The organism is Priestia sp. JV24 (assembly GCF_025910025.1).
GTDB classification, from domain to species: Bacteria; Bacillota; Bacilli; order Bacillales; family Bacillaceae_H; genus Priestia; species Priestia megaterium.
Genome location: NZ_JAPCIN010000014.1, coordinates 20,069 through 40,600 on the forward strand (window position 1 = coordinate 20,069; position 20,532 = coordinate 40,600).

Genomic DNA, 20,532 nt, shown 5'->3' on the forward strand with positions numbered 1-20,532 from the left:
TTTCTCCTATCTACTAACTATTCCATAAGTTATGACGATAAGATACACAATCACAGTAATGATAAGAATCAGACTAAATGCAAAACGTTTTTTAAAAAAAGACAAGAGCATAATCGTGTTTTTAAAATCCATCATAGGCCCATATAGTAGAAAGGCAAGAAGAGCTGTAGGAGAAAATGTATGGGAAAAAGATGAAGCAACAAAAGCATCTGCTTCTGAACAAAGTGACAGTACATAAGCAAATCCCATCATAACGGCAGAAGACGTATAGTCATTGCTTGCAAGGTTCGTTAATAGTTGTCTATCTAAAAAGGTTTGAAATAGACTTGCTACGAGTGCACCAAATAATAAGTATTTGCCCATGTCGAAAAATTCATCACCGGCATGATATAACGTTTGTTTTAATTTATTGCCTACGTTTGCTTCTTCATGTTCGTGAACGTGTACATGTCGTAGCTGATTTGAATTTTTAAAAAAGAAATAAACGGATAAACCAATTAACAGACAAGCCACAGCAGCCAGGCCCATACGACTGTAGACGATGGACATATTTGACTGGAATGCATAAAAAGTAGCAGCAAAGACAACGGGATTTAAAATGGGTGCTCCAACTAGAATGACAATGCCGATGTGCAGAGGCATTCCTTTTCTTAATAAACGCCTTACAACGGGAATAATGGCACATTCACAGACCGGTAAAAGGGCACTTACCAGAACAGCTGGCAAAAGAGCTATATACGGATTTTGTGGGATCAGACTTTGGATGAATTTTTCTGAAATAAATACTTGAATAAGGGCAGATGCAAATACTCCAAGCAAGATAAAGGGGATAGCTTCAAGTACAATGCTTAAAAAAATGGAGTTTACATTTAATAAAGATGCTGGAATGGCTAAATCATTTGTATTTATATCAACAAAGAAAAAACAGTAACCAAAAAGCATTAGTAATAGCACACCAATTAGGTCTTTACTTAACTGTGATAGAGTTGTCATAATCTATCGTTTCACCTCCAATTACTAGAACTATATGATAGAGTTTGAACAAGTTATGCACCTAATAAAAAAGAGTTAATATAAAAAAATTATTTAAAAGATAAAAACCTCGAAAATAATGATTATATCCCCTCAGAAAAACGTAATGATTACGATTTGATATATATTATGTAAAAATTATAAGATATAGAACTGAGAAAAATTAATACATTTAATTTTTCCATTTCTTATCTTAGCATCATTGAATTTAGCACTAGAATATAGTGAGAGTGGATATATGAATTATTTGTGTGGTGGAATCTTCCTGTTTGTTGGCCTATTTCTAATCAATGTTTTGTTTTCTTATCAAAATAAGCATATTGATCCAGCTTTTGAAACTACATTAAAATACCAAATTTATGCTTTCCCGTTATTTTTAATCGCTAATATGTTAATTGGATATGGAATTAAATTTGGGTTTAAAGCTGTTCATAACTTAACATTTGTTTTACTGACATCGAAAGGGATGGAAGTAATAATTGCCGTATTAATGGGTTACCATTTCTTTAAAGAAGCTCCTACGTGGAAAACCTTACTAGAAATTTTTATTATGGTTATAGGGGTAGTTATTTCTAAAATGAAGTAGGGAGGGTGACAATTCAGTATAAACTAATTAAAAAGAAAGAGGCATTATAAAAAATCAATAAAATATTCTTTACCTATTAAATAAAGAGACTTTAAACATCTAAAGTAAAGAAAAAGAATGAAAGAATAACACCTTTCATTCTTTTTTATATAGATTAATTCTTTTTATAAAAAATATATCTATCATTATCCTAAAACAGAGATAATTTTATTGCTTACTTGCGCGTAATAAAATTTACATTATTTTAATACTTATATTGTTATAAAATATATAAGTTGGTAAAATAAAGAAAAATGATTGGTGGTATCTAAATATTGATGAGCATTAAAGAGAAGATACTGATGAAGTATGTAGAAAGAAAACTACATAAATTACAAATTGATCTTGTGCATTTTATTCCAGGAAGAATTAGACTTCGTTCAACTGTTTGGAAAGAGAATGAAAAACTAGTTGAATTAATTATTTTAAATTTGAAGTCTCAAGTTCTTGTCTATGACGCAGTATTTACACCAGATACCGGGAGTTTACTTATTACATATAAAGCTTCCCATATGACAAATAACAAAGAACTTGAAGAGTGGTTTCAACTTATTGAACAAATATATCAAGAACAATATAGATCTTAAGGAAAGGGAGGTATAAGCATGCTTCCTACTGTAATTGGTTTAGGTGCTTCTTTTATTGCTCCAAAAATTATGTCTCAATTCCGTGATCAAAAAATAAAAGTATTGCATGCGATGCCGGGGCGACTGCGTATACAATGTGACAGTTGGAAACACCGTATCATTGCACATGCTCTAACGGAAGAAGTAAAAAAACATCCTCTTATTTTAACATCGGAAGCTTCAGAACTAACCGGAAGTTTGCTGCTTCAATTTGTTGTACCTCATATTAACCAGGAAGAGCTAGATGAACTGATGAGTTATATCGTACAAATAGCAGCTAACGCCATTTTAAACAAAGATGCTACATTGATGAATGGCATGACTAACACACTTGGATTTATAGATAAAGGGATTAAAAAGCAAACCAATGGCTTTGCTGACTTTGATAGTTTATTTGTTCTATTTTTATTAGGAAAAGGAATTCAGACATTTGGAAGTGCGCCTGCTTTCTCTGCAAGCTTACTTTATTGGTCATACAACATCATTAAGGATAAGGGGGAAAAGAATAGGTGATGATGTTCGGGGTAAAGGTAGCTCATTCTCTCCCTGGAAGAACCCGATTTTATATACCTAAACAGCTAGAAACAAGCCATATTGAAACTTGGTTACGCTCTTTTCCAGGGGTATATTCTGCAAGCTATAATCAAGTAACCGGAAGTCTACTCATTTATCATCATATTACTCTCTCTTTATACAGTCTAAAATTATTCATCCATAAATATAAACATACACTCAAGCAAGCAGCATGTTCATGGAAAAAGGCTATACCTATCATAGCTTGTGGAACTATTTTTTTAGTTAACTGGTACCTTCAGCGTTCTTCATATCCTGCTATAGTAAAAGCACTTTCCTATTGGCTTAGCACCTTTACTGCTATTAGTACTTCCTATGAGGTAATTAAAGATGGTGTTGGTCATGTCCTAAAAGCACGAAAAGGGAATGCTAATACATTAACAGCTGCTTCTATATTCGCTTCTTTGTATATGAAGAATCCAGGATCGGCTTTAATTATCACTTTGATGTCTACTATTAGTGAGCTATTAACAGACTATACGTCTGAACAAACCAAGCATTATATTCACTCCGTCCTAAAATTAGATGTCTCATATGCCTGGAGAGTAAAGGAAAAGGGCGTTGAAGAAAAGGTTTTAGTCGAGGATATTCAAGTTGGTGATAAGGTTGTAGTTTTTACTGGAGAAAAAATTCCCGTGGATGGAATCATAATAGAGGGGAACGGCACAGCAGATGAAGCTTCAATTACTGGGGAGTATATGCCACGAGAGGTAAGTGGTGGAGATAATGTGTACGCTGGAAGTGTTTTGCAGAGTGGACATGTTACTGTAACAGTTGAAAAAGTAGGAGAAGATACATCCCTCTCTAAAATTGTGAAACTGTTGGAGGAAGCACAAGATAAACGCGCTCCTATTCAAAATATAGCCGACACAGTAGCTGAAAAAATGGTGCCTGTTTCTTTCGGATTAGCACTTCTTACATTTTTCTTCACTCGAAACCTTAACAGAGCGATGAGTATGTTAGTTATTGATTTTATTTGCGGAATTAAATTATCAACGGCCACAGCTTTATACGCATCCATTGGACGTGCTGCAAAAGAAGGGGCTATTGTTAAAGGCAGTGATCATATTGAAAAGATGTCTAAATTAAATACAGTTATTCTTGATAAGACCGGAACGATTACAGAAGGAACGCCTGTGGTTCAGCAAGTAATTGCTGCTGAAGGCTTTAATCAAGAAGATGTCATTCGTTTAGCTGCAGCAGCTGAGAAAAATTCTACCCATCCTATTGCTGATGCAATTATGAAGCAAGCGAAAGATTGGAACATTTTAATTCCTATTAGAGACAATAATGCTCAGGTAGAAACAACGGTAGGAAAAGGAATTTCCACTTGGCTAAATGGTAAAAGAGTTGTTGTTGGAAGTTTGCGCTTTATGAATGAATTAAAAGTTAAAACAACCAACTTACTTCAACAAATGCAAAACGACGAAAATGTGATTTATGTAGCTTATGATCAAACACTTGTAGGAGTAGTTAGCATTTTTGACAAAATACGTTCTGGTATGCACCGCGCAGTGAACAATCTTCGACATCAAGGTATCAACGACATCATTATGCTTACTGGAGACAAGAGAACGGTGGCAAGAGAGATGGCGCGTCGCTTAAAACTAAACTGGTATCATGCAGAGGCTTTGCCAGATGATAAAGCCTTTTATGTAAAGAAGTATGGGAGAACAGGAGCTGTCATGATGGTAGGTGACGGCATTAACGATGCACCAGCTTTAGCTCATGCTCATGTAGGTGTAACGATGGGTGCTAAACGAACAGACATTGCTTCAGAAGCCAGTGACGTTATTATTACGTCTGATAACCCAGTAATGCTTTCTGAGTTAGTTGGACTATCTAAAAAGACCATGAACATTATTAGACAGAACTTTATTGCCACGTTTGCTATTAATGGTATTGCAATTTTATTCGGTGCTTTAGGTATCTTCTCTCCAATTGTGGGAGCAGCTATTCATAATGCGGCCACTATTGGTGTAGTAATAAATAGTGCAAGAATTTTATGGTTAGGGAGGGAAACTAATGAATCCCAAATTCTACGTTCTGCATGATATACCAGGTCGTATTCGATTTCATATCCCAGCATTGAGAGATAAGAAAAATCATGTAGAAATAGAGCATATGTTTTCTGCTTTAAATGGTATAACGAGTGTGAGAATAGAACCCACCATTCAAACCATGCTTATTCACTATGATGTTTCACAACTTTCTCGCAATACCATTTTTCGTTATGTATCTATCTTTTTTCAGCAAACGCGTTTAGATCCATTAGATGATATTATGATTCAAATGGATCCTGCCACACGAAATGATTGGCTACGTACATTGTTTTCTGGGGGATTACTTCTACTGGCAGGTATTCGAAAATCATCTTTTTATAAACCAGATGCACTCGTATATGGAGCAGTAGTTGCAACAGGCTATACGGTCTTATCCCATGGTACGAGCAATAAAATGAGGCACCCAGATATTTTAACTGGAATTGTTACGATGTTATCTCTAGGGCCATCAAATATGCTATATGTAGCGATGATTACATGGATTGTAAATGTGTTGGAATTGTTACATGAAAAGCAGAAAGTGCAATCACATAAGTTATCTACAATTACGTAAGATATTCATTCATACCTTTTGTATGAATTGATATAAAAAACTTAGGATTATGGGGGAGTTTTATAATGATTAATCGCGATTTTCTAATGGGGTTTGTATCAGGAACAGTGGTAGGCGCAGTAGGCTACCGTTTATATGAACAGAATGGTGGGCAATTACAACGTTTGGTTCAACCTAAACAGGCATATGGTGGACAACAAACTATTTCATCTTATCAACCTTCTATGGAAGAGCTTCAGGCACAGAAAGAGCGTCTAGAAGATATGATTGCTGAATTACAAGTAAAATAATGATAAAAAGAGTGAGAGGTAGTTCCAGGCTACCTCTCACTCTTTTTATTCATAATGAGGGAATCATTTTTAAATGATGAAACGCTTATTTACCGTACACTAAAAAGTTTCCTATGGTAAACTCTTGTTATTATTATATTCTGCAATTTGAAAATTATCAATAATTATAGAGGAATTATAGAGGGGAATGTTCTAATTTTACAAATGAGCAGAAAGAATAATTTACTTTTTATTTAAACCTATTACAAGGTGTTAAAGGGATTGAAGTGTTTATACATATTTCTCTTCCCAAAATGGTAATTATTTAAATGAAGAATAAATAAAGAAAAGCCTTCTTTTAAACAAAGAGGGCTTTTAAGTTTAACTTTGTGGAAATAAAAATGTTTGTCTAAACTTTCGTGCAGAATATTTCTTTCCGTCCTTCATAACTCTAAAGGGTTCTTCTTTCCATGTTACAACTACTTCGATCTTTTTTGAGTCAACCGAAATAGGTTGATTTTGATGATGGAAGAAATTCTGGGAATCAGGGATTTTAAATGTGATTAATTCACTTTTAGTATTTGTATTTGGCTCGTCTCTATAGATTTCTACTGTAGCATCATAAACCTGTGCACCTAAGTTTCTCACATCGATACTATAGGTATTAAACATATCATTATCCTTCAAGTTTTTAACATCAGGTTTGTCTATCATTACTTTCCAATGTTCTGATGATTGAGATGTGGGAAGCTCTTCTGGTGTATAAGCGTAAGTATTAACAGAACCAAAAATGATGGAACACAAACAACTACCAACAAGTAAGATATGTGCTTTCTTCATTGTAGAACCCTCCAAATTAAAAGATAATAGTATTATCCTTCCAATTAGAGTTAATATACGTGATTCTTATTGTGCTAAACGGGTTAATGAACACGAATTCTATTGAACTTGATCTCTGGATCCGATACGATGTACATCGTAGGAAGAAGTATGTCACAAGGTAGAGAAGCAGGTGTGTATTCTGTTTTAGAGATTATTATAGGTTCTTTGGTTCACACATTATTTGTAGCATGTGGTTTATCATTGAGACTTGTAAAATCTGTTTTTCTATTCAATACGATTAAGATGATTGGTGTTATATACTTGGTGTAGTTAGGAATTCGGATGATACTCGATAAATCCAATCCATCCTTTCAAGCTGTGACTGATACACTTAATATACGAAAGATATAATAGAAAAAAGACCGATGGAGGAGCAAAACAAGCTCTATGAAAGGTGTAAAGAATAGAGAGGATAATCATGGAAATATACGAGAATCAGGTTTTTACAAAAACAAATCGTCTAGTTTTAAGAAGATTTAGGGTGAGTGATACAAAATACTTTCACTCATACCGTTCTAATCCAAAAGTTGCTATGTTTCAATCATGGGAGAATTATCAATATTCCGAAGCACAATCGTTTGTTAACGACCAAATAAGAAATATACCCAATCAACCAGGAACTTGGTTTCAATTTGCGATTGCTCTAGCTGAGAATAACCAGCTTATTGGAGACTGTGCGCTTCACACACCTTTACATGAACCTCGCATCGTAGAAATTGGATTTACTCTTTCTCCAGAATATCAGGGGAATGGATATGCAAGCGAAGCAGCCTCAGGTTTATTACATTATATATTTCATTCATTAGGAAAATACAAAGTAACTGCTTTCTCCGACGTTCGAAATCAAAAGTCTATTGCTGTTCTAGAGCGTGTAAACATGAGACGGGAAGGACATTTATTACAAAATTATATGTCAAAAGGACAATGGGTTGATGAGTATCAATATTCAATACTGGAGTCTGAATGGAAGTCACAACAAATTGATCGAATAGATAAGAAAAGCAGAGGTTGATTTGCTCTTCTTCGTGAGAATTCTTACTAAGGTACAGTATTATAAGGATTTGTGCGCCATTATGTCGCCTAGATCTGTAGCAAACGAACTAGGCTTCTTTTTCACATCCAACATAAGTATAAGTAATAGAATATTCTTAAACAGCTTAAAAAGTAAAAACCCAACCTCTGAGTCCTAAAGGTTGGGTTTTCTGTTGCAAAAATTTCATGTGGAAAGCTAATGAGCTTCTTGAGTAGTATGCCCCTATTATTGTTTTTTATCCTCATTTTTTCCCATTAGTTTAATTCCATCTTAGGAAGTTCTTCCATTACATCTATACGAAGGGGTGAAATGAATTCTAGGATATTTCCATCAGGATCTTCAAAGTATATTGCAGTACGAGCCTGATGATTATTCGGTAAGATTAAGGGTTGACGATCTGGAGCAAATCCTCAAGCTTTTATATACCTCCTTCTACGACCTAAGACGTAGCTAAAATTGCTTCTTCAGCGGCTATTTGAATATTTAAAGTTTCTCTATACTTAAATACATATAAAAATGGTTGGAGTGAAAAGCATGACGGAAACAATATTGAGCCCTGTAGAAGAATATACCCCTATTTTTAAAAATCATGGGCTCTCTGTAAAAGTAAATATTCCTGATGATGCTGTCTTTATGTCCATAGATATTGAAAAAATGATTCGCGGTTTTGATAATTTACTTTCGAATGAATAAAAAACGGTCTAGCAAAGTGGCAGGGTCGGGAATTGGCCTTTCCATTGCCAAATGAATTGTCAAACTTCATCAAGGCGAAATATGGGCGGAAAGAGAGCAAAACAAGATAATGATGTATGTTGCGTTGCCTTTGCACCAAGATATAAAGGAGAAAGAGAGCATTTATGAAAATTTATGAACTAATTAGACTAGCATTAGAAATTATGTTTACGCCTATTTCTGATGATGTCCTAATGTTGACTCAAGTCGGTATCTGGGCTTCTAAGGATATCAACCCTTATATAGTGTGGATATCGTCTTGGATTACACTCTTTATAGCTTTTCTATGGTTCTTTCTAGTAGGAAGATTCTTTAGGCAGGTGCCTCTAATTGAAAATTGGATGGCGAAAAAATGGTTACAAAAAGCTGAGAAGCTACTTGACCATTTTGGGGCTTGGGCGATTATGCTAGCTTTTTTTGTACCTGGAGTTCGACATCCTATTCATTATATATCCGGAATGCTGAAGTTTCCGTTAAAAAAATACTTGCTAGCTAACTTTTTAGCATCTTCCCTATACTCAGGCGGTTGGACTTTTATAGTTTATAAGTTTAACCAAAAAATTAAGATTAAATTAGTGTTGATTTGGCTACATCAACACTGGTCTATTGTTGTACTACTGCTAGTCGCTATTCTTTTTTTATGCTTCATTTTCTACAAGGTGAAAAGAAATAAAAATGAGTCGTGACATTGTTGCTGCTTCATATTGCTCATGAAAAGACTTGTTTTATAAAAAGGCTAAGCGATACGGGAATTATTTAATTAAAGGAGCCATGTGATGTGAAATTGGTACAACAAATTTTCTTTTCAATTTCTTTATTTTTATTAATATTCGGCATGGTATTAGCGATTTGGGAATTTATAAATTTATTATTACATATTAAAAGCAACTTACACTAACCATTAATTGGGCTTAAGTAGCTACTTGATCGTAAAAGGCCGCATACGACAAAAAGAGATTTTAATTAGAACTCTAATTTTGGAAGGGTTCTTTTTTATGCCTAGAATTCACATTATGTTGACTAGATATGTATGTGGTATTCATGTTATTAAATAAGCTTATAAGGATTACAATGTTTGGGATACAAACGAACAGATCAGTTTAGATTTAAATAATATCGATACAGTATTGAACTTACCCACTCTATAAAAATAAAATAGGAGCAGTTTAACATTACCAACCTAAACTGTTCCTGACAATCCATATATATATCTTCAAAAAGATCTGAAGGGACTTGTAATGTTTACAGAGTATGAAGAATAAAAACAATATAAAAGGCAAGCCTAAGAAAAATAAACTTAGGAGACTATAAATGGGAACAATTAAACCAATTAAGATAGGCTTAAAAAAATCAAATCCTGATAGAAAATTGACGGCTCCAGAAATGGGAAAACTCTGGGCAACCTATATGGGTAATAGCATGTGTAATTGTATTTTAAATTATTTTCTACAACATGTTGAAGATCAAGACATAAAAAAGCTAGTAGAACATGCGAAAAGATTAACCGAAGAATTTCAAAGTAGCGTCAAAGAGATATTTATCAAAGAAAATATACCTATTCCACATGGCTTTACAGAGGAAGACGTTAATCTAGGTGCTCCAAGATTATTTGCAGATGAATTTTATGTATATTATTTAAAGTATGCAGCAAAAGCAGGACTTAGCATTTATAGTATCGCTATACCTTTAATGTATAGAGAAGATGTACGCAATTTCTTAACTTACTGTATGAACTCGACCATGGAATTAATGGAAGAAATTAAAACCATTTTAATGGATAAAAGCCTTATTATTGCCCCACCCATTATTCCAGCTCCAGAACAAGTGAAAATTGCCAGTACTGATTATTTGAGTGGTTTTGTTGGAGATGTTCGTCCTCTACATGCGTTAGAAATTGCTCATTTATACGATAATATTGAAAATAACGTAACAAGCAAAGCTTTAATCATGGCTTTTAGTCAAGTTGCCAAAAGCCAAAAAGTTAGGGGCATATTTGTAAAAGGAAAAGACCTTACGCATAAAGCAGTTGAACATTACATAGAAAAACTTCATCGTGAGAACTTACCTGCTCCAGAATTTATTGACCATCTAGTCACAACTTCAACTTTCGCACCTTTTTCGGATAAACTAATGCTGTTTCATAAGGTCGATATGTTTTCCATGAAAATAAGAGCATTTGGGAATTCACTAGCTGTAAATGGAAGACATGATTTAGCGTTACTTTATGGGAGATCTTTAATGAATATAGCAAATTTTGTTAAGGATGCATCAAATATTATGATGGAAAATGGATGGATGGAAATTCCACCAGAGGCTGTAGATAGAGAAAATTTAGCTTCAAAATAATATTAGTGAAAATAACAAAAACCCCTTATGGAAGGTTGTTTTGCATGTAATTTCCGATAAGCCGTTTTATGTTAACCACGATTGTCTATTCTTTGCACTTTTGTACTAGTGATTAATCTATTGGAGCGATAATTATCAACATAACACTTTTTTCCTGTGATAGCATTAACTTGAGTAAATTTATAAATGAAATAGGGAGAGGTTAGAATGAAAATTCGTTCAGTAGAGGGAGCAGATTATTACGTAATATCTCCATTAATTAATGAGTGGTGGAACGGTAGACAAATGTCTGATATGTTGCCAAAACTATTTTTTGATCATTTTCAAAATACAAGTTTTATTGCTGAAGAAGAAGGTGAAATTAGAGGGTTTCTAATTGGTTTCTTATCTCAATCCCATATGAATGAAGCATATATTCATTTTGTCGGAGTTCATCCAGAATATAGAGGAAAGAAGATTGGAAAACAGTTATATAATCATTTTTTTGATATTATTAAACAAAATAGACGAAATACTATTCGATGTGTAACGTCTTCTGTTAATAAAACCTCAATTGCTTATCATACAAATATGGGATTTAAGATTGAACAAGGCGATAAGAATTTAGATAATGTATCTTTACATAATAACTATGATGGAGTTAATCAGGATCGAGTTCTATTTGTAAAACATTTAGTTTAATTTAAGGTTAATTAATAACTAAAATAACTACGAAGAATCTATATAAGATTCTTCGTAGTTATTAGTATGATTTTATATTTCTTATTTATTTACAGATTTATTTGTTTTTAGAGCTATTTTAGATAGATATGAACCTAAACCGAGAGCAATTCCAACTCCCAGACAACTACAGATACATCCAATTAAAAGATAGACAGATGGATTAGATTCGCCAATAGCAACAGAAGCAACTCCTGCTATAGCTGGAAAAAGAGCGACCATATATCCACTTTTGGCCCCACCAATTCTTTCGACAAGCTTTAGATAAAATAGCCATGCACCAAAAGAGGCGATAATTGTTAAGTAAAGTAAACCTGACCAATAGGAAGTCGATGTTGGGAAGCTAATTTCCTGACCTTGAAAGATTACAACTCCACCTAATAATAAGCCACCTACTGTAAAGCCTATCGCATTTGCATATAGTGGGTTTACTTTTTTCTTTGCGTTCCTTGCTGAGGCAGCATCCCCAAGGGCTGTAATAACAGTCCCTAAAAAGGCAATCATCATTCCTTTTAAATCAGCTAACCCATGAATGTCTCCCATACTTGGATGGAGCAAAATACAGACACCTGCAACGCCTAATAGTCCACCAAGTAAGATACGTGGATGAAAGCTTTCTTTTAGAAAGATACGTAGGGCAATAGGAGTTAGAATAACTTTTAAAGAAAAGATTAATGTAACCATGGCTGCTGAACTTAGAATGGTTGCATAGTAGAGGCATAGGTAACTTAACATAAAGTTACAAATACTAAATATGAGAATGAAGGGAACATCCTTCTTTTGAGGTATACCTTTAGGGCGTAAGAAAGCACCTAGAATAATAAATAGGACAGCTGTAATAAGAAGACGATAAGTTAAAGATAATTCCAGACTTACAGGGGTGCCTTGAATTTTTACAGCAATAAAATTCAACCCCCATGCAAACAGGCAAAATATGTACAGGAAATTTGTCATGCTACAAGCTCCCTCTCAGTTGATTTTACTAACAAAATGAATCATCTAAATATTACCATATCAAACTTGGTGATTTTCATTTAGAGAGAAATTGATACACAAAATTCATATATTATAAATATTTAGAGTGCCCATAATATGATATTACTTAAGTAAATAGTAAAGTATTTCGTTAGAATGATTAGTTTTACCATTTACTCTAATTGACGACAAATAAAGTATTTGCCCCCACTAAACGTAAAAGGTAAAACTTTAATTTATAAAAAAGAAGATTGAGGAATTCCTTCTATAAATGAAGAGAGTTCAAAAAAGCATACGCCTTTAGTTGCCATAATGTCTCTTAAAGGAATCAGACAAAAGAATCTACACCGGAGGCCTCTAACAAGGATCCTTTTGCTTGTGTATGAAATTTTCCGCATCCTAATTTCTTAAACTTTCTGAGACAACCAAGCTCGAGTTCTTTGGGAAAAGATAGCTATTTTAATCACTCTAAATTAAGAATAAATTGCTTCAGGTCTTTAAGAGAAAACTTTTTCCTTTGTAAATGTTATAAATTTATTTAAGTAGTTCCATCTTCTAAGAGCTTAACAGGAAGATAGGTTTCAAGTTCTATATTGGTAAATTCGCCTTCAATCTCTTTAGATAAAATGTCTATTGCTACTTTTGCAATAGACTCAATAGGCTGTTGTATGGTCGTTAGTTCTGGTAGTATAGCCTTTACTGTTTCTGTTCCGTCGTAACCAATCACTTTTAATTGAGTCGGTATATTTTTCCCTCTTTTTCTAGCTTCTGTTATGACAGCAGCCGCAATTAGATCATCACTTGCAAAAATACCGTCTACTTCTGGATGGTCATCAAAAAGCTTAGCAATTACCTCCTCACGACTCTTTTGAGGAGAGACTTCATATGTAATTGGTGATTTCCCGTATCCCTTCATAACATCCTCATACGCTTTTCTTCTTAAGTTTGCCGGCGTTTCCAGATCGAGTGGGCCATTAATATGAATGATATTTTCACACTGTTTCTTTATTAACAACTCTGTAGCTTTTTTTCCTCCATCATAATTATCGGATCCTACAACAGGAATCTTTTCAGATAAATAATGATCAATCGCTACGATGGGTAAATTTTGTTTATGATAATCTAGGACTCCTCGGTTGTATGTTACAACAATGACCCCATCTACCTGGTTTCGTATAAGCATTTCTAAGTATTTTTCCTCTTTATCCATACGGTTTAAACTGTTACAAAGCAATAATTTATAACCTAGCGATGTACAAACACTTTCAATATGAAAGGCAAGTTCACCGAAAAATGGGTTACTTGAATTGGGTATAATCAATCCTATTAAATTTGTTTTTTTATGAAATAAGGAACGCGCTAAATCGTTTGGAAAATAATTAATTTCCTCCATTGCTTTATAAACCTTATCTTTTGTTTTTTCACTTATGTACCCTCGATTATTTAAGACACGTGAAACGGTTGTGGATGAAACTCCTGCAACTTTTGCTACGTCATGGATATTAGGTTTCATTTTATTTCCTCCTACCCCACTAAATACCACTTTTTAATATTATATTAGGATTTTTTTCTTTGTTATTTAAATAAGCTTTTATATTTTTAATTACATAATAAATTTTTTATTTAGGTTAAGGAAATAGCTTATTAAACATTAGATAAATACTTTATAACGATTAACATTAATTCCTCCTTTGACAGCTTTATAATTTCCAGATTAATAAAACTCCTGTATTTTGAAATAGTTTATTGTGAGGAATGTTTTTATTAATTAAAGTTTACTTGGTACGGACTTATTGTAGAAAATATCTCTAACATGTGCAAGAATTAGAGGTTAATTACTATTAGCTTATATCGAACGAACATTAACATTTATTATGAACGAGATATTGATAATGCATATATTCTAATATATTATACCTTCGTTTTAAGGATAGAAACGAAAAGTTTGATATTTCAAAAAAAAAATGTCAACCGATTGACATATGTAAACGGTTGACATAAAATACTCCTTGAAAGCGCTTTTATATATTTGTTGTGAATAAGGAGAAATAAGGGGGACTGGAACGTATGAAGAAATGGTTTTTAGTAGGTATATCTTTATTACTAATTCTTGCTATAGCAGGTTGTAGTAAGGGGAAAAGCGTAAACAGTGACGGCAAACAAATGATTACAATGTGGGTACACGTATCAGATGATAGTGAAGAAGGTAAGGTGTATAAAAAACGAGTTGATGCTTTTAACAAGAAGTATGCATCTAAAAATGTTAAAGCTAAAATCGAATTTATTCCACGTAGTGGGAACGGTGGAGGGTATGAAGATAAAGTAAACGCAGCGTTGACAACGGATACATTACCAGATGTTATTACATTGGATGGGCCAAATACGGCTGCTTACGCAAAATCTGGAATCATTGCTCCACTAGATGATTACGTGAAAGAACAAGATGATTTACTACCGAGTATCAAGCAACAAGGAACATACAAAGACAAATTGTATGCGATTGGTGCGAGTGAATCATCCGTGGGAATTTACTACAATAAAAAAATGCTACAAGACGCAGGCGTTGATTTAAATACGTTACCGACAGTTGATAATCCTTGGACATGGGATCAATTCATGGCTCTTTGTAAAACGTTGAAAGAAAAATATAATAAACCGGCTATCGATATGCAATTACAATCAAAAGATGAAATGTTAACGTATGCACTAACGCCATTTGTATGGTCTGCAGGCGGAGAAATTCTCTCAAAAGATGGTACCAAAGCAGAAGGTGTGTTTAATAAAAAGCCTAGTGTTGAAGCCATGACTTTTATTCAAACGATGCTAAAAGAAGGTTATACAACGCGTACTCCAGTCAAACAAGCTTTTGAAACAGAAAAGTATCCCATGAAGTTTAGTGGTGTATGGACAGTAACGGATATGAAAACAAACTTTCAAAAAGTTGACTATGGTGTGATGCCTTATCCTGTATCACCAAAAACAAAAAAACTAGTTTCACCTTCAGGAAGTTGGCAGTTTGCAATGACACAGAAATCTGAAAATAAAGAATGGTCTGCTAAACTAGTAGATTGGATGACAAATAAAGATTCGAATTTAGAATTAAGTCGTACAATTGCAGCACTACCAGTTCGTTACTCTTCTGAAAAAGTACTTACAAAAGAATTTTCGGATCAAATGAATGTGTTTATGAAGCAATTAAAGGAATCAGGACACGCTCGACCAGTAACACCAGCATATCCACAAGTAACACGTGCTTTCCAACAAACAATTGATGATATCAGTTTCTATGATCAAAACAAAAACATTAAAAAAGTCTTAGATACACGTGCTACAGAAATGCAAGCAGCTATCGATAAATCTAATCGATAAAAGCAGCTAGAAGGAGGTATTATGATTAAAAGTGGATTAAAAGGAAATAAGACTCTTTACACATTTCCAAGAACAGAAAAAAACATCAAAAATAAAATTAAATGGAAAGAAAATGTAGTAGCTTATACATTTTTAGGACCAGCATTATTGCTTTTATTGCTGTTTCTTATTATCCCAGCTGTTATGTCTGTCTACTATGCATTTACGGATTATTATCTTTTAACACCTGATATGCGCAAATTTGTAGGAATAGACAACTTTATCAATTTATTTCAAGATTCTATTTTTTTAAAAAGCTTGGCAAATACACTGAAATTTGTCGTTTGGGTAATTCCTTTACAAATAGGGGCAGCTCTTGGGCTGGCCCTCCTGTTAAACAAACAACGGAAAGCTAACACATTTTTTAAAGTAGCTTACTTTAGTCCTGTGGTAATGTCGCTCGTTGTTATCTCAGTTCTTTGGCTGTATCTGTTAAATCCAAATGAAGGAATTATAAACAATGTACTCACTTATTTTGGTATATCAGCTCAACCGTTCTTAACGAGCCCTAAACAGGCTATGTTTACAATTGTTTTTGTGTCAGCATGGCAGGGGGCTGGCTTTCAAATGTTAATTTTCCTAGCAGGTTTGCAAAATATACCCGGAGACGTCTATGAAGCTGCACAGCTAGATGGAATGAATAAATGGCAACGCTTTATTTATATTACGTTACCATTATTAAAGCCAACTTCTATTTTTATATTTATTACGACATTAATTGGTGCGTTTAAATTATTAGTCCAACCAATGGTTATGACACAAGGTGGGCCAGTAAACTCCACGATGACAGTTGTGTATTACATTTATCAAACTGGCTTTACGGATCGAATGGTCGGATATGCTAGTTCAATTGCTCTTCTATTTGGAACAATTATTGGATTAGTTACGCTAGCGCAACGGAAATTAGTGAAGGAGGAAGATGAATAATGCGACGAAAATTCGGGCCTTTAACAATTCTAGAATACATTTGTTTAGTTTTGCTGGCAGTATTATTTATATTCCCATTGTTTTGGATGATTGCGTCCTCAATGAAACCTGAAGCAGAAGTTTATAATAACATGAACAGTATTAAGGCTTTCCTACCTTCCTTTCATCCGTCAGATTGGTTTATATCTTATAAGCAAGTTCTGTCACGTTTTCATTTACTTGGTTATATAATAAACAGCTTGTTTTATGGTTTATGTGTAGCTGCAGGTTCTGTCATTATCAATGGGATGGCAGGTTATGCGTTCGCTAAATTGAATTTTAATGGAAAAAGAGTGCTGTTTGGTCTTTTATTGGCGCTTTTAATCGTACCACTTGAAACAATCTTAATCTCCCAATTTACTATAGTTCACAAGCTGGGATTAGTAGACACTCGTCTCGCCGTAATCCTTCCTGCCTTAGCAGGGGCATTCAATATCTATCTATTCCGGAACTTTTTTATGGCTATTCCAGCAGAGATTATTGAATCAGCCAAATTGGATGGGGCAAATACGTGGCAAATATTCTTGAGAATTATGCTCCCGATGTCTAAACCGGCTGTTGCTACAGTTGGAACTTTAGCCTTTATCGGAAGTTGGAATGATTATATTTGGCCTTTAATGGTTTTAACAGACAAGTCAAAATTTCCGATTCAAGTAGCAATAACAGCCATCAATAGTACGGAGCCAGTTTACACGAATCAAGTTATGGCTGTTTTAACAATATCCACCATTCCATTAATTCTTATTTATATAGTGGCTCAGCGTTATATTTTAGAAGGGATTGGTGGTTCAGGAACAGGTATTAAATAAGGAAAATTAGATTATTGCTTCGAAAACAATACCTATGTATGGGTAATTTTTAAAATAAATGTCAACCGGTTGACATAAAAGCATTGACTTGTGAAACCGGTTGACATAAAATCAATGTGAAAGTGCTTTCAGTTTTTGTTTCAAAGATTCTATATATCTAGTTAAAGGAGCAACAAACATGAAAAGTTCAAAAGTTCTCTATTGGAAGTTAAGTGCTTATTTTTTCTTCTTCTTTTTTACTTGGTCTTCTAGCGCCTCTTTATTTCCTATTTGGTTAAAACAAGAATTAAATTTAAGTGGATCAGCCACAGGTTTGATTTTCTCTGTAAACGCTATATTCGCATTGTGTATACAGCCTGTATATGGTTATATCTCTGACAAAATAGGCCTAAAGAAAAATATATTATCTTTTATTAGTTTACTGCTTGTATTTGTAGGACCATTTTATATTTATATATATGGACCACTATTAAAATATAATGTGATTTTAGGTGCAGCTGTGGGAGCTATTTATTTAGGCATTGGTATTTCTGCAGGTATTGGCGCTATTGAAACCTATGTTGAAAAAGTTAGCCGCAAATACGATTTTGAATACGGAAAGTCTAGAATGTGGGGTTCTTTAGGTTGGGCGTCAGCAACCTTCTTTGCAGGTCAGCTATTTAACATTAACCCAAATATCAACTTTTGGGTGGCATCTGTTTCAGCAATTATCTTAGTTGGAATTATTTTATCAGTGAAAATAGAAGTTACAAACTATGAATTAGAAAAAGCTGAATCCGTTAAATTAAAGGATGTTGGACAACTTTTTCTTTTAAAGAAATTTTGGTTTTTGATGATGTATGTGATTGGAGTAACGTGTGTATATAGTGTGTACGATCAACAATTTCCAATTTACTACACATCTTTATTCGCTACTGAAGCCACAGGGAACCAGGTGTTTGGATATTTAAGTTCTTTTCAAGTATTTTTAGAGGCTGGAATGATGTTTATTGCACCTTTCATTGTAAATAAAATTGGAGCCAAAAATGGACTATTATTAGCCGGTCTTCTAATGGCACTTCGTATTATTGGTTCGGGGCTTGTAGTAGGGCCAATTGGTATTTCTTCAATGAAATTAATACATGCATTAGAATTACCTATTATGTTGATTGCTATTTTTAAATATTTTGCAGCTAACTTCGATACAAGACTATCTTCTGTTTTATATTTAGTTGGATTTCAGGCTGCCTCTCAAATAGGTGCATCCCTGTTATCACCTTTTGCAGGTAAATTATACGACATGATAGGTTTCCGTCATACTTACCTTATTCTAGGCACAATGGTCCTATGTTTTACGATTATTTCAATGTTTACTTTATTAAGTTCTAATAAAAGCAAAGGTTTAGAAGGAGATATAAAGGACATAAAACAAGTTATATAAGGAGATGTTAGAATGTTCACAATAAACAAACTTCAGCAAGCGCAAGAAGCATTGGATACTGCAAGAGAAGGAGTAAATAACCGTTATCGGTTAGGTTATCATATTATGGCACCTGCCAACTGGATTAATGATCCAAATGGCTTGGTACAGTATAAAGGAGAATATCATGTATTTTATCAACATCATCCTTACGATGAAAACTGGGGTCCAATGCACTGGGGACATGTAAAGAGTAAAGATCTTGTACATTGGGAACACTTGCCTATCGCTTTAGCTCCTGGTGCTGCTTGTGATACTAACGGGTGTTTCTCGGGAAGCGCTGTAGATAATGATGGTGAATTAACGTTGATCTATACAGGTCATCACTATGTGGACAAAGAAAAAGATTTATTTTATCAAAATCAAAATCTTGCTGTTAGTACCGATGGTTTAACATTTCATAAGATAGCAGAAAATCCAGTAATCCCTAAACCGCCTACGGATAGTAGTCATCATTTCCGAGATCCTAAAGTATGGAAGCACAAAGATAGTTGGTATATGGTAGTAGGAAATTCGACGAAGGAGAATGTGGGCAGAGTAATTTTATATCGTTCTCCAGATTTACGTAAGTGGTCATACATTGGTGTATTGGCACAAGGAAACGAAAAGCTCGGATTTATGTGGGAATGTCCAGATTTCTTCGAATTAGATGGAAAATATGTTCTCATGATTTCTCCACAAGGGATTAAAAAAGATGGGGACTTATACAACAATCTATTCCAAACGGGATATTTAATTGGAGATTACAATTACGAAACAAACGAGTTTATGCACGGATCATTTAATGAGTTAGACAATGGACATGATTTTTATGCAGTTCAAACGTTATTAGATGAAAAAGGACGTCGAATTGCTATTGGTTGGATGGATATGTGGGAATCCGATATGCCGACAAAAGAAGATGGATGGTGTGGGGCCCTTACATTGCCACGTGAAGTTACATTAGGAGAGAATGATAAAGTTCTAATGAATCCTGTGGAAGAATTAAACTTATTACGTGAGGTTGAACATAATACACTTACCAATGTGATTTCTAATAGCCATTTAATAGAAACAAACGATGATTTACTTGAAATAAAAGCTGTGTTTGACTTAACTAATTGTAACGCTCAGTCTGTTGGAATAAGAATTCGTGGAGTTAACCAGGAAGAGACTGTATTAACGTATCACTTGGACAAACAAACACTAAAACTCGATTGTTCTAAGTCTGGTAAAGCTGAAGATGGTGTGAGAAATACCATTCTTAGAGCAAATCAAGAGCTTTCCTTACGCATATTCATTGATCGATCTTCTATTGAAGTATTTGCAAATGAAGGACAAGCAACTATGACAAGTCGTATTTATCCATCTGAAGATAGATTAGGCATTGAAGTGTTTGCAGATGGCGAGGATGTAAGAGTTAAGGAGTTAACATATTGGAAGTTAAAGGATATCTGGAAATAAATTATGAATGAACAAGTG

General features: G+C 34.0%; 20 protein-coding genes and 1 pseudogene. 17 read left to right on the forward strand and 4 right to left on the reverse strand.

Annotated features, from left to right (window positions below; translation table 11 throughout):
- Positions 1-6: 6 nt before the first annotated feature.
- Complete coding sequence (locus OK414_RS09205; RefSeq protein ID WP_047933078.1) at positions 7-993, reverse strand: permease; 987 nt, start codon at positions 991-993, stop codon at positions 7-9.
- A gap of 277 nt (positions 994-1,270) precedes the next feature.
- Between OK414_RS09205 and OK414_RS09210 the strand changes: the two genes are divergently transcribed.
- The 6 genes from OK414_RS09210 (at position 1,271) to OK414_RS09235 (ending at position 5,762) form a co-directional block, all read left to right on the forward strand.
- Entirely contained in the window at positions 1,271-1,618 is a 348-nt protein-coding gene (locus tag OK414_RS09210; protein ID WP_263046197.1) for a hypothetical protein, read from the forward strand.
- A 341-nt stretch (positions 1,619-1,959) separates the two neighbouring features.
- Positions 1,960-2,244, forward strand: coding sequence for an HMA2 domain-containing protein (locus tag OK414_RS09215; protein WP_221788780.1), 285 nt, complete (start codon positions 1,960-1,962; stop codon positions 2,242-2,244).
- Positions 2,245-2,262: 18 nt separating this feature from the next.
- Positions 2,263-2,796 (forward strand): HMA2 domain-containing protein, encoded by a 534-nt coding sequence (locus OK414_RS09220; RefSeq protein ID WP_047933083.1) that lies wholly within the window; start codon positions 2,263-2,265, stop codon positions 2,794-2,796.
- Positions 2,796-4,910, forward strand: a complete 2,115-nt coding sequence (locus tag OK414_RS09225) for a heavy metal translocating P-type ATPase (RefSeq protein WP_263046211.1) — start codon at positions 2,796-2,798, stop codon at positions 4,908-4,910. Before OK414_RS09220 ends, OK414_RS09225 begins: the two co-directional genes overlap by 1 nt.
- Entirely contained in the window at positions 4,882-5,472 is a 591-nt protein-coding gene (locus OK414_RS09230) for an HMA2 domain-containing protein (protein WP_216874910.1), read from the forward strand. The genes OK414_RS09225 and OK414_RS09230 overlap by 29 nt, the downstream gene beginning before the upstream one ends.
- A 65-nt stretch (positions 5,473-5,537) precedes the next feature.
- Positions 5,538-5,762, forward strand: coding sequence for a hypothetical protein (locus tag OK414_RS09235; protein ID WP_011106165.1), 225 nt, complete (start codon positions 5,538-5,540; stop codon positions 5,760-5,762).
- A gap of 360 nt (positions 5,763-6,122) precedes the next feature.
- Here the strand turns inward: OK414_RS09235 and OK414_RS09240 are convergent, their stop codons facing one another.
- Complete coding sequence (locus OK414_RS09240) at positions 6,123-6,581, reverse strand: hypothetical protein (RefSeq protein WP_216874912.1); 459 nt, start codon at positions 6,579-6,581, stop codon at positions 6,123-6,125.
- A 96-nt stretch (positions 6,582-6,677) separates the two neighbouring features.
- Here OK414_RS09240 and OK414_RS09245 point away from each other — a divergent pair.
- The 6 genes and pseudogenes from OK414_RS09245 to OK414_RS09270 all read left to right on the forward strand — a co-directional run.
- Positions 6,678-6,971, forward strand: a pseudogene (locus OK414_RS09245) (LysE family translocator); the annotation flags it as partial.
- A gap of 70 nt (positions 6,972-7,041) precedes the next feature.
- The gene (locus OK414_RS09250; protein WP_263046196.1) at positions 7,042-7,635 is read left to right on the forward strand and encodes a GNAT family N-acetyltransferase; all 594 of its coding nucleotides are present in this window, start codon (positions 7,042-7,044) and stop codon (positions 7,633-7,635) included.
- A gap of 555 nt (positions 7,636-8,190) precedes the next feature.
- Complete coding sequence (locus tag OK414_RS09255) at positions 8,191-8,349, forward strand: hypothetical protein (protein WP_016766227.1); 159 nt, start codon at positions 8,191-8,193, stop codon at positions 8,347-8,349.
- A gap of 164 nt (positions 8,350-8,513) precedes the next feature.
- Positions 8,514-9,074, forward strand: coding sequence for a DedA family protein (locus tag OK414_RS09260; RefSeq protein ID WP_216874916.1), 561 nt, complete (start codon positions 8,514-8,516; stop codon positions 9,072-9,074).
- A 625-nt stretch (positions 9,075-9,699) separates the two neighbouring features.
- Entirely contained in the window at positions 9,700-10,734 is a 1,035-nt protein-coding gene (locus tag OK414_RS09265) for a DUF3231 family protein (RefSeq protein WP_216874918.1), read from the forward strand.
- A 207-nt stretch (positions 10,735-10,941) separates the two neighbouring features.
- Entirely contained in the window at positions 10,942-11,415 is a 474-nt protein-coding gene (locus tag OK414_RS09270; protein ID WP_263046195.1) for a GNAT family N-acetyltransferase, read from the forward strand.
- 81 nt (positions 11,416-11,496) lie between these two features.
- Here the strand turns inward: OK414_RS09270 and OK414_RS09275 are convergent, their stop codons facing one another.
- Positions 11,497-12,408, reverse strand: a complete 912-nt coding sequence (locus OK414_RS09275; protein ID WP_263046194.1) for a DMT family transporter — start codon at positions 12,406-12,408, stop codon at positions 11,497-11,499.
- Between the two features lie 559 nt (positions 12,409-12,967).
- A complete protein-coding gene (locus OK414_RS09280) occupies positions 12,968-13,942 on the reverse strand; it encodes a LacI family DNA-binding transcriptional regulator (protein WP_263046193.1) in 975 nt (324 codons plus the stop codon).
- A gap of 554 nt (positions 13,943-14,496) precedes the next feature.
- Here OK414_RS09280 and OK414_RS09285 point away from each other — a divergent pair.
- From OK414_RS09285 to OK414_RS09305, 5 genes are all read left to right on the forward strand, one after another.
- On the forward strand, positions 14,497-15,798 hold the full coding sequence (locus OK414_RS09285) for an ABC transporter substrate-binding protein (RefSeq protein ID WP_263046192.1): 1,302 nt from the start codon (positions 14,497-14,499) through the stop codon (positions 15,796-15,798).
- A 21-nt stretch (positions 15,799-15,819) separates the two neighbouring features.
- On the forward strand, positions 15,820-16,764 hold the full coding sequence (locus OK414_RS09290; RefSeq protein WP_263046191.1) for a carbohydrate ABC transporter permease: 945 nt from the start codon (positions 15,820-15,822) through the stop codon (positions 16,762-16,764).
- Positions 16,764-17,612, forward strand: coding sequence for a carbohydrate ABC transporter permease (locus OK414_RS09295; RefSeq protein WP_221782535.1), 849 nt, complete (start codon positions 16,764-16,766; stop codon positions 17,610-17,612). The genes OK414_RS09290 and OK414_RS09295 overlap by 1 nt, the downstream gene beginning before the upstream one ends.
- Before the next feature lie 178 nt (positions 17,613-17,790).
- Entirely contained in the window at positions 17,791-19,032 is a 1,242-nt protein-coding gene (locus OK414_RS09300; RefSeq protein WP_237893871.1) for an MFS transporter, read from the forward strand.
- Between the two features lie 21 nt (positions 19,033-19,053).
- Positions 19,054-20,514, forward strand: a complete 1,461-nt coding sequence (locus tag OK414_RS09305) for a glycoside hydrolase family 32 protein (RefSeq protein ID WP_263046210.1) — start codon at positions 19,054-19,056, stop codon at positions 20,512-20,514.
- Positions 20,515-20,532: the final 18 nt, after the last annotated feature.